Source organism: Haematobacter sp. (genome assembly GCF_032102465.1).
Taxonomy (GTDB): Bacteria; Pseudomonadota; Alphaproteobacteria; order Rhodobacterales; family Rhodobacteraceae; genus Haematobacter.
In genome coordinates this window covers 90,839-103,677 of the sequence record NZ_DAMDHB010000014.1, presented here as the reverse complement: position 1 = coordinate 103,677, position 12,839 = coordinate 90,839, and the positions used below count along the sequence as shown (strand labels likewise).

10 protein-coding genes and 1 tRNA gene are annotated in these 12,839 nt (G+C 64.9%); 1 reads left to right on the top strand and 10 read right to left on the bottom strand.

What is annotated here, in order from left to right; translation table 11 throughout:
* The first annotated feature begins 184 nt into the window (after window positions 1–184).
* Window positions 185–652, top strand: a complete 468-nt coding sequence (locus RT513_RS11015; RefSeq protein ID WP_290687019.1) for an SEC-C metal-binding domain-containing protein — start codon at window positions 185–187, stop codon at window positions 650–652.
* A gap of 12 nt (window positions 653–664) precedes the next feature.
* Here RT513_RS11015 and RT513_RS11010 read toward each other — a convergent pair whose 3' ends face one another.
* From RT513_RS11010 to RT513_RS10965, 10 genes are all read right to left on the bottom strand, one after another.
* A complete protein-coding gene (locus RT513_RS11010; protein WP_290687021.1) occupies window positions 665–1,534 on the bottom strand; it encodes a DUF4238 domain-containing protein in 870 nt (289 codons plus the stop codon).
* 3 nt (window positions 1,535–1,537) lie between these two features.
* Window positions 1,538–2,881 (bottom strand): hypothetical protein, encoded by a 1,344-nt coding sequence (locus tag RT513_RS11005; RefSeq protein ID WP_290687023.1) that lies wholly within the window; start codon window positions 2,879–2,881, stop codon window positions 1,538–1,540.
* A gap of 42 nt (window positions 2,882–2,923) precedes the next feature.
* On the bottom strand, window positions 2,924–3,145 hold the full coding sequence (locus RT513_RS11000) for an integrase core domain-containing protein (RefSeq protein WP_409518408.1): 222 nt from the start codon (window positions 3,143–3,145) through the stop codon (window positions 2,924–2,926).
* 184 nt (window positions 3,146–3,329) lie between these two features.
* A tRNA-Ser gene (locus RT513_RS10995) sits at window positions 3,330–3,419 on the bottom strand.
* Between the two features lie 685 nt (window positions 3,420–4,104).
* On the bottom strand, window positions 4,105–5,211 hold the full coding sequence (locus RT513_RS10990; RefSeq protein ID WP_290687025.1) for a bifunctional transcriptional activator/DNA repair enzyme AdaA: 1,107 nt from the start codon (window positions 5,209–5,211) through the stop codon (window positions 4,105–4,107).
* Window positions 5,212–5,274: 63 nt separating this feature from the next.
* Window positions 5,275–6,192 (bottom strand): LysR substrate-binding domain-containing protein, encoded by a 918-nt coding sequence (locus RT513_RS10985; RefSeq protein WP_290687027.1) that lies wholly within the window; start codon window positions 6,190–6,192, stop codon window positions 5,275–5,277.
* A 73-nt stretch (window positions 6,193–6,265) separates the two neighbouring features.
* On the bottom strand, window positions 6,266–7,477 hold the full coding sequence (locus tag RT513_RS10980; protein ID WP_290687029.1) for an NAD(P)/FAD-dependent oxidoreductase: 1,212 nt from the start codon (window positions 7,475–7,477) through the stop codon (window positions 6,266–6,268).
* A gap of 288 nt (window positions 7,478–7,765) precedes the next feature.
* On the bottom strand, window positions 7,766–8,581 hold the full coding sequence (locus RT513_RS10975; protein ID WP_290687031.1) for an NAD-dependent epimerase/dehydratase family protein: 816 nt from the start codon (window positions 8,579–8,581) through the stop codon (window positions 7,766–7,768).
* Window positions 8,582–8,884: 303 nt separating this feature from the next.
* Complete coding sequence (locus tag RT513_RS10970) at window positions 8,885–10,561, bottom strand: hydantoinase B/oxoprolinase family protein (RefSeq protein ID WP_290687155.1); 1,677 nt, start codon at window positions 10,559–10,561, stop codon at window positions 8,885–8,887.
* A gap of 97 nt (window positions 10,562–10,658) precedes the next feature.
* On the bottom strand, window positions 10,659–12,743 hold the full coding sequence (locus RT513_RS10965; protein WP_290687034.1) for a hydantoinase/oxoprolinase family protein: 2,085 nt from the start codon (window positions 12,741–12,743) through the stop codon (window positions 10,659–10,661).
* Window positions 12,744–12,839: the final 96 nt, after the last annotated feature.

Genomic DNA, 12,839 nt, shown 5'->3' with positions numbered 1-12,839 from the left:
CGGGATTACACCGTCGAAGGCGCTGAAATTACACCACGTGCGCGGACGCTAACCTCGTCGCGAAGGAATTCCGGGACTGAAGACGCCGGAAGGCATCCTGACCAAGCTGAAGGACACGACCTTTGGTCGCTTATTCCGACAAATCGAGGAACACGACGATCCTGATGCCGGAGAATTGGGTCTGTTGTTGCTCCAGCTCGGAGAGGAGACGGCGCGTTCTCTGAGTTCCGGTATAGACATGCTGGCCGGTGCAGCCAGGAAAGATCGACGTCTTCATGACCTCTCGTTAGAGTTCGGGGAGGCGCAATCGGGACTGACGGTGCATTGCCGCTATCCGGACACGTCCGACACCATGCCGAAGCTGTTGGCACACTGCCAGCTTCGCAAGTACGCCACCAAAGCCAATGGCTGGCATGGTCTTCTCATTCACCCGGATACGCTCGAAATCCTGGCAAGCGTCGGATCACGCGAGCCTTGGGCGTTCGATCCCAAGATGGAGGAACTGGTGAAGCAGTGGCCGGTTCGCCCTCAAGTGCCGTGGTACGCCATGAAGCGCCAGCTTGGCACGGTCAAAATTGGCCGTAACGACCCATGCCCTTGTGGGAGCGGCAAGAAGCAAAAGAAATGCTGCCTGACGGCCCGATCCGCTTAGTTGTTAGAAGCCTTATCGCTCTGCATCTTCAACCATTTCCCGGCATACTTCATCCGGATGCCGGGGTGAGAACATGTGCTCGATGGAGTTTCGCCAAGTGAGTAGGTTTGTAGCGGCTGGATCAAAGTGGATAGGATAGTACTGGGCGTCGGGTTCGCTATGACGGTTATCCATCATCAAAATGCGGGTCGGGCTCAGCGGGAAGCTCACAACTGTTTCGGGGTCGTTGAGACCTTTTTGCTGCATTGACGGATGATCGATCGTTACCGGGTTATCGGATGTGATGAAGACAGGTTGCTCACTGAAAAGCACGGCCCAGCGCATTTTGAGCAGGGTCGGGGCAATGTCCCCGGCGCCAGCCACATAGTCGTTCCAGGCTGCCTTCATGTCTTCTTCCCCGGCCGCCTTGAATTGCGGCCAGTCGGACGGGTCCGCCTCGCGGCGTATGCCGTTGATCGTGATATGCGTCGGCGGCACATCGCGGTCCGATGCTATGCCGCGAAGCCGCTCGTGCATTTGCTTCCAGAGCTCGAACCGGAGGGGATTTCTCGCGAAAGTCGTCGCCACCAGCAGGGAGATCATTTTCCGCAAAGGCTCCCAACTGTAATTGGGAAAGTCATTGCAAACCTTCTCCCAGATCGGCTCGCCAAACCATCGCTCTAAGTCAGAGAGCTTCTTCTCCACCGCGTCGTTACGTTTCCCATCCCCGTTCATCGGCGCGTAGAGATGATGGCGGACGGCCACCTTACGGATGGGTTTAAGTTCCGGTTCGCCCTGGTTCTTGCTGAATCGCCAAATCTTCTGGCGCGCATCATCGGCTGCGAATGCCCGAAGATATGATTGGGAGACCCAATGACAGCGCTTGGTGATTTGCCCGGCCATCGGTCAGCTCGTTTCCCAACCATCGGCTACATGAGCCGCATGGCGAAGTTCAAAACGCCGCTCGTACCCACCCCGAAGTTCGCTTCCCCACGCATCGTGCGCCAATGCCGCGATGACATCTCCGAATTGTAGCGGAGCCGTAGATAGCGTGTCCCAACTCGCCTCAAGCTGTTCGCGTTCAGACAACCCGAGCGCCTTCTCGGTTAACGCCAAAGCCGTCAGTTGAAATGCAGCATCGGATTGGTCGGGCGTCCCCGGAAGATTGGCGTTGAGCACCAGATTTAACCGCGTCGCGGCCTCTTCATTCCCGAAGATGCGGTAGGTCAGATGGTCATGAAAAAGGCCGCCGCCGATGTCCTTCATCGGCGACTCTGCCAACCAAACCCCGAATGAGCGGTGATAGTCCTTCGTTGCTAAATCGTGTGCCGAAAGAAACGCAGCAGCCTGATACGGCGACCAGCCTAGCGACCAAGGCACCGCAGGTGGATTGCTTTCGCGCTGCTTCAAATTCCGAAGATCTCGTATCATGCGATTCACGGTTGGTTTGTCAGCAACATCGTGAAGACCGAGATCGCGGACAAACCGGCGAAAGAGATCGATGTCCGTTCGAAAGGAGATCAGGCCCCGCCAGAAGGCATATCTCCCGAGAGGGCCATCTTTCATTGAGAAGCGGAGACGCACCGCAGCGTTCTCATAGGCGGCATAAAGCATTAGCCCGTAGAGGAAGGGCAGGAACATCAATGACAGCAGGATTGGAACCGCGAACTCTCGACCGGTCGTGACGGTCGCGAAGCCGCCCATATCCTGAGCAATACGTAGCAGGCTGTAGCCAAGGATGGAGAGTCCAGCGGCACTCTGGATGAATCTCAGAGGTTTCAAAACAATGGTGTGCTCGGGCATGCGTTCTGCCATTGCCAGCATGAGGCCGACCACCACCAGGCTAGGAACAAGCAGTAGTTCCGCCCAAAGAGGGAAGGTGTGAAACTCGCTGATGAAAAGCACGACAGCGGTCGCGCTCAATGTGTCCTTCACCACCGCCTTGAGCTTTTTCATACCGTGCTCACTTTGCACGATCTCGCCCATCGTGACGAATGCAAATGTCAGAAGCCAAAGCAGCGTGGTCTTAAGGTTGGCTGATTCCCAAAACCCAAATTTCCACAAGAGAATGACACAGGCTGCTGCATAAGCTCCTGCAATCGCGCACGGGATCAGAATCTTGTGGTGCGATACGGCGCGGAGAACCCCGCCCAGCGACTTACGGAGGTCTTTCGACTTCCAAGAGGCCCACAGCAACAGCCCGCCGCGCCACAAAAGGATCGCGATTTCTCGGCTGTTGAGTTCCATCATCAAGCATCTTTAGTTGAAATGTGGTGACGTGACCCCCGTTTCTTATCCAACCATAACGAGAATCCTGGGTTGATCTGAACTGAGGTTGTCGAGGTTGGCAAGAGGCCGGCCAGCGCAGCCCCCAACCAGCATAACGGACCGGCCGATCTGTCCTCTGAGCGCTTCTGCATAAACCTGCGGCTTCAGCCATCCGAGCTTCGAGTGTGGACGCCGTTCGTTGTAGTCGCGTCGCCACGCCTCCAGCACCGCTCGGGCGTACGGCAGAGAGCGGAACAGTGTCTAATCGGCGGCCATTTCATCGCGGGCTATGCTGTTTGGTCGGGTAAGTGAGAACCCGACCTTTATCGTGCTGTAGAGGGCTATCGGCGGAACGTCTCGCGTGATTCCGCGAGTTACTATGCGGTGATCGGCGGTTATGGGCGGCAATATCGCGCTATCGGCGGCGAAGTGGCGGAGTGGAAGGGATTCGAACCCTCGAGACGGTTTCCCGCCTGCACCCTTAGCAGGGGTGTGCCTTCGACCACTCGGCCACCACTCCGTTGGCCGGTATAGGGGGGAAGAAACGCGAAAACAAGGTCAAATCCTCCCTGCGTGCAGAAGTAGGTTTTCTGATTATATTTCCGTAAGATATGACGAACAGAAGAATGACACAGCGGCCCCGGCCCTCCGGGTTCGGCACAAGTCCGTCAGCTCAGACGTGGGGATTGCGGTAGAGCATTGGGCTCGGCCCATGCGGACAGATGCATCGCGTGGGTAGCTCGGCAGACCGCTGAATAGTCGGGCGCCTACTTGGGCTTGCGTTGAGACTACCTAGGCCTGCGTTGAACGCCAGAAATCGATCTGGTCACGAGCCAAAACTTGCGGTTTCCCGGGTAGTCTTCAACAATGTGGGAAAGATTCCTGCCCCTAGGCGACCGCAGAATGCGTTTTCAGCAGCCTGTTAGCATGCTGACATTGGGCTATCGCCTGCAACAACCCGAGGCAGCGGCCACCACGATCTCGGAACCGTCTTTCGGGCGATAGAATGCAGCGTCAGGCCTTCGTTTTCTGGCATGAGAACCGGAGCAGCGAAACTGTAGCCTGCAGCGCGAAGGAACGCCCGGGTGCGAGCCGGAGGGCGATTTACCGGTCCCCGTCCATTACGGTAACTCCAATGCGAGACAGACGGAATTCCGGCTGCTTCGACGGATGTCGGCGAAACATGACCGCGTCCTCGGCGAAGCTCATTGTGGCGCAGACGCGAAGGGGGTGTCGCCGTGGTGGAGGGGGCGGGATGGCTCCTCACGCAATATCCGCTCGATTTCTATCAGCCGCTGCTTTCGCCACAAGCCGCCTCCGTAACCCGTCAGGGAACCGTCGGCTCCGATCACGCGGTGACAGGGGATCATCAGGGCGATCTGGTTCGCGCCATTGGCGCGGGCGACGGCGCGGGTGGCCGTGGGGTGGCCGATCTGGCGCGCGATGTCGCTGTAACTCCGGGTCTCGCCCACGGGTATTTCGCGCAGCGCCTGCCACACGGCGCGGGTGAAGGGGCTGGCCGCCAGCGCCAGCGGCACGGTGAACTGCGCCGAGCGTGCCGCGAAATAGGCCTCCAGCTCCGCCGCCGCCTGATCGGAGGGCGCGGCACCGCCCACGCCGATCCCGCCGGGCGCAGCAGACCGCAGGCGGGACAGCTCGGCGGGAAGCGCCTTGCGATCGATGAATTCCAGCAGATGCAGGTGGGTCGGGCTGCTGACGGCGATCATGTCACCCAGTGGCGTGGGGATCCATGTCGCCTGCAGGAGCGCCTCGCTTCGAAGCGCGCCGGGAGCGCAGCCCAGAAGCCGCGCGAAGGCGATGCGAAAGGCGCTCGGGCTGTCGAAACTCGCCTCATGCTGCGCAGTGATGACCTTGGCCCCGGTGGCGAGCGACTGGAAACCATCGCGGAGCCGCCGTTGCCGCGCCATCTCGAGGAAGGTCATGCCGAAGTGTCGCCGGAAACTGCGCCGCACGGTCGACGGGTCATGGCCCAGGCGCTCCACTTCCGCCTCCGACCAGCGGAAGCCGGGCCGTTCCTCCATCGCGTCAAGCAGCGCCGCGACGGTCGGGTCGGCCAGCGCCGCGGCCTTCAGCGGGTGGCAGCGTTTGCAGGGGCGGTAGCCGGCCTCGATACATTCGCCGATGGTGGCGTGGAAGGTGCAGTGCTTCGCCAGCGGCTTGCGGGCGGGGCATGTCAGCCGGCAGAAGATGCCGGTGGAAGAGACGCAGACGAAGGCCTGCCCGTCGAAACGGGGATCCCGCGCGAGCAGGGCGTCATAAAGCGTGGCGGGATCAGGAAGGTTGAACAGCATGGGCCGGTTCTACCATGCGGGCGCAAGGCGGGACGTCGGAAATCGGGCGTCTATTCTCATTTGTCAGGGCAGGGGGATGTCCTTGCTCCACTCCTGCGCCGTGATCCAGTCGCACAACAGCGCGATCATCGGGCGGCGGCGATGGGCGCGCGGCAGCACCAGCGAAAAGGCGGGCACATCGGTGGGCGCCATGCCGGAGAGCGCGTCGATCCCGAGCGGGGCGACAAGCAGGCCCGACCGGATATCGTCGAGCGCATCCGCGCGTGAGAGCAGCCCCACGCCCAGCCCGGCGAGCGTCGCGCGGCGCATGGTCTCCGCATCCTGAAACGACACGCCGCCCGCTCCGGCGGACAGATCGACCCCCAGATGCCGGAGCACCCTGGCCCACATCTCCGGCGCCGCCATCGTGTGCAGCAGGGGTGCGTGTTGCAGGTCGTCGGGTCTGCGGATGGCGGCCGCGACGGAGGGCCGGGCCGCGATGACCTTTGGATCGCGGATGAGCAGATGGCTCTCATGCCCCGGCCAGCTTCCGAAGCCCCATTGCACCGCGACATCCACCTCGTCCCGGTCGAAGTCCGGCAGTTCGACCATGGTGGTCAGCCGGATATCGGCAGAGGGCGCGATATCGCGAAACCCCGCGAGCCGGGGCAGCAGGTAACGGGTGGCGAAGTAGGGGCTGGCGTTCAGGGTGATGCGGGTGCGCCGGGGAGCGGTGACACGGCGGATCCCCTCGGCCATTTCCTCGAAGCCGGAGGCGACGTAATGGCCCAGAAGCAGTGCCGCCTCCGTCGGCTCCGCGGCGCGCCCCCGCCGCTCGAAAAGCGGCAGCCCGAGCACGCTTTCCAGATGCCTCACCTGCTGGCTCACCGCCTGGGGGCTGACGCGCAGGTCGTCCGCGGCGCCCCGGAAGCTGCGGGCGCGCATCACCGCGTCGAACGCGCGGAGCGCATTCAGCGGGGGCAGGGCGTTGCGGTCTGTCACTCCCTCTTCCTCCCGCGCGCGGCAGCCGGGGGCGCGGGGGCTCGATGCCCCCGAGGCGCCGACCTCCCCGCCGTCAGGAGATCACCGCCTTTTCCAAAAACGGCCGCCCCGCCGCGATCCTGTCGAAACCTGCGTCGCTGAGGTCGAGCGTGCGGAACCCGCCGTAGGTGATGAGCTCGGAAATCCCCCGGCCCGCTGCCGGCCCCTGTTGCAGCCCGTGGCCGGAGAAGCCGGTGGCGAAGTAGAAGTTCGGCAATTCGGGCGCCGGCCCCACGATCAGGTTGTGATCGAACACGTTGAAATCGTAATGTCCCGCCCATTGGTTCACCACGCGGATCGCCTCGAAATTCGGCGAGCGCTCGGCCAGCGCGGGCCAGATGATCTCCTCGAACTCCGAATAGACGGGCTCGAAATCGTCGTAATCCACCGCCACGTCGTTCACGGGCGGCGCTCCGGCCAGGAAGTAGCGCCCTTCCGGCCGGCAGAAGATGCCGGTCGTGTCGATCATCAGCGGAAGCCGCCCGCCCGCGACCGTCGCCGTGCCTTCCGGGCTTTTCTCGCAGGAAAAGACGAAGAGCGTGCGCTTGCGCGGCTCCACCGGAACGGTGAGGCCCGCCATTTCTGCCGTGCGTTTCGACCGCGCGCCGGAGGCGTTGACGACCATCCCCGCGCTGATGACCCGGCCCGATTTCAGCGTGACGGAGGCGACCCGCCCCGCCTGCTGCCCGATCGCGACGACCTCATCGGTTGCGTATTCCGCGCCGAGCGCCGCCGCCTTCTTGCGGAAGCCCCACATCAGCCCGGTGTTGGAAAACCATCCCTCGCCGCTCCGCCCGTAGGAGGCCATGAGGATGTCGTCCGTGTTCAGATGCGGGAAGGCGCGCGACAGCTCCTCCCGGTCCCAGAGCACGGTATCGGCGCCACAGCCCGCCTGCACGGCATGGGCTTCGCGCAGATACTCGACCATCCCCGGCGTATTGGCGAGGTAGAGATACCCTGCCTCATGGAAGTGAAGGTCGGGCCGCTCATCCCCGGGCACGCCCATGATCTCGGGGAAGCGCTTGATGAACTCCACCCCGAACTTGCCGATCTCCACGTTGATCGGGTTGGAATACTGCTGCCGGATGCCCGCGGCAGAGAGCGAGGTGGAGGCGGTGCGATAGGTGGAATCCCGCTCCACCACCAGGATGCTGCCGTCGAAATCGGGATTGGCGGCAAGGAAATAGGCACAGGCGGAGCCGATCACCGCCCCTCCCACGATCACCACGTCATATTGGTCGCGCATCGCTTCGTCTCATCATCAGGGCGGGCCGCCCGGGGGAAAGCGCCCGGGCCGGTTGCCGGGCGCGAGGCTATCTCAGAACACCGGAGCCGGGGTCAGGCCCCGTGCCGGCGGGCGGGTGCCATTCGCGCATGCCGCCGGATCTCGTGGGCAGGCAGGCGCTCAGGCCCGGAACCCCGTATCAGGGGCGGAACCGGAGCAGCGCCGCTGGCGGAAACCCGGCGCATGGTGCGCCCCGCCGCCCCGCGCGCGGACGCCCGTGGCCCGTGGGGGAACCGGCGCCGTGATCGGTCACGCGGGGTCGTCCGGGTGCGGGAAGGTCACGTAGACGCCGCCATAACGCTTGACCTCGGGCGCGTTCGGGTCGGGCCAGGGCACCGATCCCTCCACCTTGGCGCGAAAGGCTTCCGTATTGTCCTGCGGCTGGTAGCCGATGTGCCCGGCCTTGGAATCGTCCACCACTTTCAGGCGGTTGTCCGACATGCCGAAGGCGATGGTATGGCCCACCCGCGGCGCCATCAGCCCGCGCGTGACATATTGCACGCAGTCCCGGAAGGAGAGCCACGACCACAGGTGGCGATGATCCTCCGGCTCCGGGAAGGAGGAGAAGATGCGCAGGCACAGCGTCTCGATGCCCCACTTGTCCCAGTAGAGCCGCGACAGATCCTCCACGAAGCATTTCGACAGGCCGTAGAGCGTATCGGGCCGTGCGGGGGTCGTCGCGTCGATATGGCTTTCCAGCTTGTGGAAGCCGATGGCATGGACGGAGGAGGCGAAGACGATCCGCTTCACCCCGTGCTGCCGTGCGCTTTCATAGATGTTGTAGCTGCCGGAGATGGTGGAGTTCAGCACATCTTCCCACGGCCGCTCGCGCGAGGCGCCGCCGAAATGCACGATGGCATCGACGCCCTTCACCATCTCGCTCACCGCCGCCATGTCGCCCAGATCGCAGATCGCGGCTTCCTCGTTCGGCTGGAGATCGGCGATTTCCACCCGGTCGTTCAGGCGGAGTTTCTGCGCGAACGGGGCCAGCCCCTTGCGGAGTTCCGTGCCCAGCATTCCGGCCGCGCCGGTGATGAGGATCGTATCATAGCGGGGAGTGGTCATGCGGCCTCCGGTCTGGTTGCTGACGATGGTATGCCCCGGCGCGGGCGGGCGCCAGAGACTGCTGTTCGGCGGGGTGCGATACAGGCGCCAGTGCGCCGTCCGTGTAGGTCTGGCGCGGGCGGAGCACTGCAGGAACGCCTGCCGCCGTGCCCCGCGGGGTCGCATAGCAGCGTCGCGGTTCGGCGCGGGTGCCCTTCCCAGCGGCGGTCCCCTGCGATGCTCTGCGCGGAAGCCCCCGGCGGCAACCCGTCATTGGCGCACAGGAACGCATCGGGGGTGCGGAATCGTGATCCACAGCGCGTTTCAAGCGTCCGTCTCCCCCTTGCGCCGCGGTGCGGCGGTCTCCGCCGCGTCCCCGGTCGCGCCGGCCTCCGTCACATAGCCTTTCCGGCGGTCGTTCGCACGGTCCTCCGCGCTTCTGTCGGCGGGGTCTCCGAAGCCGCCGCCGCCCGGAGCCTTCAGGATCAGCCGTCGGCCCGCGGGGACATGCTGCCAGCCCTTCGGGCGCATTACCGTGCCGTCATCCAGTTCCACCGCGCCCTTTGCACCATCCCGTCCGCCCTCACGGCCCTTCGGCGCATGGTGGACCCGGTCGAACATGGCGGAGAAGTCGATCTCATGGCCCGCTGCCGGCGCGATCTCGATGATCTGGCCCAGCCCGCCGCGCTGCGCGCCCTCGCCACCCGAATCCGGCCGAAGTTCCTTGCGCCAGATGACGATGGGGCCGGTCTGCTCCGTCGCTTCGATCGGCATGGTCATCACGCCGGAGGGAAAGGCGGTGGCCGACAGCCCGTCGATGGCGGGGCGCGCGCCGCCGCCGCCGGAGTTGAACATCAGCACCTCCGCCCGCCGCCCCGCCTGTCCGGTCACCGGCTTCACCGACAGATGGATGTTCCACAGCGATCCGGCCCCTTCCGCCTGCACCTGTCCGGGCAGCGCCTGCGCCACCGCACCGAGCACGAGGTCCGGCACCATATGTCCCATCACGTGCCGCAGGCTCACCGGCGCGGGCCGCTCGGCGTTCAGGATCGACCCGGCAGGCGCCTCGATGGTGAACAGCGCGAGCGAGGCGGAGTTGTTCGGGATATCGGGCGCCACCACGCATTTCAGCGCGTAGCAGGCATAGGCCTTCGTATAGATGACCGGCACGTTGATGCCCCAGCGGCTGACCGGATCGGTGCCGGCGAAATCCACATGCACCCGGTTGTCGCCGATCGTCACCTCGCAGGCCAGCTTCACCGGTTCGTCGTAGCCATCCGTCACCAGCACGTTGGACCATGATCCCTTGGGCAAAGCGCGGATCCGCTCCAGCGTCGCCGCATGGGTGCGGGAGAAGATGAACTCGCCCAGCCGGTCCAGCGTGTCGATCCCCACCTCGCGCATCATGTCCACCAGCCGCCGGTGGCCGACTTCATTGCAGGCGGACAGCGAGTAGAAATCCCCCACCACCTGATTGGGCTCCCGCACGTTGGCGCGCAGCAGGCGGATCAGGTCGCGGTTGACCTCGCCGCGCTCCGCGAACTTCATGATCGGGATCTGGATGCCTTCCTCATAGACGGATTTCCCGTCCGCGCCGAAGCCGCGCCCGCCCACATCGACCACATGCGCGGTGCAGGCGAAGAAGCCGACCAGCCGCCCGTCAAGGAACGATGGCGAGACCATGGTGATGTCATGCAGGTGCCCCGTGCCCAGCCAGGGGTCGTTGGTCACATAGGTATCGCCCTCATACATCTCCTCCTGCGGGATCTCCGCGAGGAAGTTCAGCACCGCCTCCGCCATGGTGTTCACATGGCCGGGCGTGCCGGTGACGGCCTGCGCCAGCATCCGCCCCTCCGGGTCGAACACCCCCGCCGAGAGGTCTCCGGCCTCCCGCACGGAGGTGGAGAAGGCGGTGCGGATCAGCGTCAGCGCCTGTTCCTCCACCACGGAGATCAGCCGGTTCCACATCACCTGCATGCGGATTTCGTCAACGCCCGTCATCTCGTTCATCGGATCGTCTCCTGCGGGGTGGTCAGGGGTGCGGCTGGTGCGGCTGCCGGAGAAGGGGAGAGAGCGGCCAGGGTGAGGACGGGCCGCATCACGCCACGTCCTTGCGGGTGAGGAGGAGGGAGCCGTCGTCCTGCATCGTGACATCGAAGGGGGAGGTCACGACAGTCGATGTCTCCCGTTCTACGATGATCGCGGGCCCCGCGACGCGTGCGCCGGGGGTCAGCGCGCCGCGGTCCACGATGGCGGTCGGCAGGTGCCGCCCGGAGGCCGGATCGAACACCTCGCGCTTGGGACCGCTCACGGTCTCCGTTCCCGCGCGGATCGTCCGCGTCTCGGGCAGGGGGCGCTCGTCCTCCACCCGGACGGACCAGGTGACGATCTCAACCTCCAGCCCGCCCAGCCCGTCAATGGCCCGTCCGAAGAAACGGGCGTAGGCGGTGCGGAACGCCTCGCGCAAGGCTTGGGCATCGCCCGGCGCGAAGGGGCGGTCGGCGAGCGGCACGGGGATCTCCCAGCCCTGTCCGGCATAGCGCATGAAGGCGGTGATCTCGCGCCGGATCGGCCCCGTCGCCCCCTCCCGCACGAAATGCTCCGCCGTCTCCTTCAACTCATCCAGCATGGCGTTCACCGCCGCCACGTCGAAATCCGACAGCCGCGTCAGCTTGGAGGCCAGCGCCTCATAGCCGAAGGGCGCGCGCAGGAACCCGATGGCGGAGCCGACGCCCGCGCCCTCCGGGATCAGGCAGCGGTCCACGCCCAGCTTCTCGCACAGCCGGGCCGCGTGCAGGGGTGCCGCGCCGCCGAAGGCGATCATCACGTTCTCTCCGATGACCTTGCCATTCTCCACCGCGTGGACGCGGGCGGCATTGGCCATGTTCTCGTCCACCACCTCGGCGATGCCAAAGGCCGCGTCGAGCGGCGTGAGGTTCAGCCGCGCCGCCACTTCCCGCTCCACCGCCCGCCGGGAGGCGCCCGCATCCAGCACGATGGCGCCGCCCGCGAAATTGTCGGGGTCGATCTTGCCCAGCAGCACATCGGCATCGGTGATGGCCGGACGCTCGCCCCCGCGCCCGTAGCAGGCGGGGCCGGGTTCGGAACCCGCGCTTTCTGGGCCGGTCTGGATGCGGCCCATCGCATCCACCCAGGCCAGCGAGCCACCGCCCGCGCCGATCTCGATCATCTCGATCACCGGGATGGAGATCGGCATCCCCGATCCCTTGGCGAAGCGGGTGGTGCGGGCCACCTCAAACGTGCGGGCGGTCTTGGGCTGAAAACCCTCGATCAGGCAGATCTTCGCCGTGGTCCCGCCCATGTCATAGCTCACCACCTTTTCCAGCCCGAAACGGCGGGCGATGTCGGCGGCAAAGATCGCGCCCCCTGCGGGGCCGGACTCCACCAGCCGCACCGGGAACTCCGCCGCCGTCTCCACCGAGATCAGGCCGCCGCCCGAATGGATCATGAAGACGGGGCAATCCGCGCCCATCTCCCGCAACCGGACCTGCAGCCGGGCGAGGTAGCTGGCCATCTGCGGGCGGACATAGGCATTGGCGGCGACGGTGTTGAACCGCTCGTATTCCCGCATCTGCGGGGAGACCTCGCTGGAGAGCGAGATCGGCACATCGAGCCGCGCTGACAGGATCTCCCGCGCGCGGCGTTCATGCGCGGGGTTCATGTAGGAATGGATGAACCCCACCGCGACGGCGCCGAACCCGTCCTCCGCCAGCCGTTCCGCCAGCGCCTCCAGCGCCGGCTCGTCCAGCGATTCGAGTTCGCAGCCGTCCGCCCCGAGCCGCCCGCGAACCGGGAAGCGGTGATCGCGCGGGATGAGCGGCTGCGGCAAGCGGATGTTGAGGTCATACTGGTCGAAGCGGCTTTCCGTCCGCATCTCGATCACGTCGCGGAACCCCTCCGTGGTGATCAGCGCGGTTTTCGCCCCCCGCCGTTCGATCAGCGCGTTGGTGGCAAGCGTGGTGCCGTGGATCACCAGATCCAGATCGGCGGGCGACAGCGCCGCCTCCTTCAGAACGACGGCTATTCCGTCCAGAATCGCCTGTTCCGGTGCGGTATAGTTGGTCAGAACCTTGGTGGAGAAGATGCGCCCGTCGCGTTCCAGCGCGATGTCGGTGAAGGTGCCGCCGATATCGGCGCCAAGGCGGACGGGCGTTCGGGTCATGCTGTCTCCTGAAGGCGGCATCGGCGCGGAGCGCCGTTTTGCCTGTCAGGTTGCGCCCGCGCCCCTCTTCGCACAAGCAAGAAACGCTGTGATGAG

Excerpts from the sequence above, each read along its gene's own strand:
- RT513_RS11010 (WP_290687021.1), bottom strand. The coding sequence starts at position 1,534 with ATGGCCGGGCAAATCACCAAGCGCTGTCATTGGGTCTCCCAATCATAT.
- RT513_RS11005 (WP_290687023.1), bottom strand. The coding sequence starts at position 2,881 with ATGATGGAACTCAACAGCCGAGAAATCGCGATCCTTTTGTGGCGCGGC.
- RT513_RS10990 (WP_290687025.1), bottom strand. The coding sequence starts at position 5,211 with ATGCTGTTCAACCTTCCTGATCCCGCCACGCTTTATGACGCCCTGCTC.
- RT513_RS10980 (WP_290687029.1), bottom strand. The coding sequence starts at position 7,477 with ATGCGCGACCAATATGACGTGGTGATCGTGGGAGGGGCGGTGATCGGC.
- RT513_RS10975 (WP_290687031.1), bottom strand. The coding sequence starts at position 8,581 with ATGACCACTCCCCGCTATGATACGATCCTCATCACCGGCGCGGCCGGA.
- RT513_RS10970 (WP_290687155.1), bottom strand. The coding sequence starts at position 10,561 with ATGACGGGCGTTGACGAAATCCGCATGCAGGTGATGTGGAACCGGCTG.
- RT513_RS10965 (WP_290687034.1), bottom strand. The coding sequence starts at position 12,743 with ATGACCCGAACGCCCGTCCGCCTTGGCGCCGATATCGGCGGCACCTTC.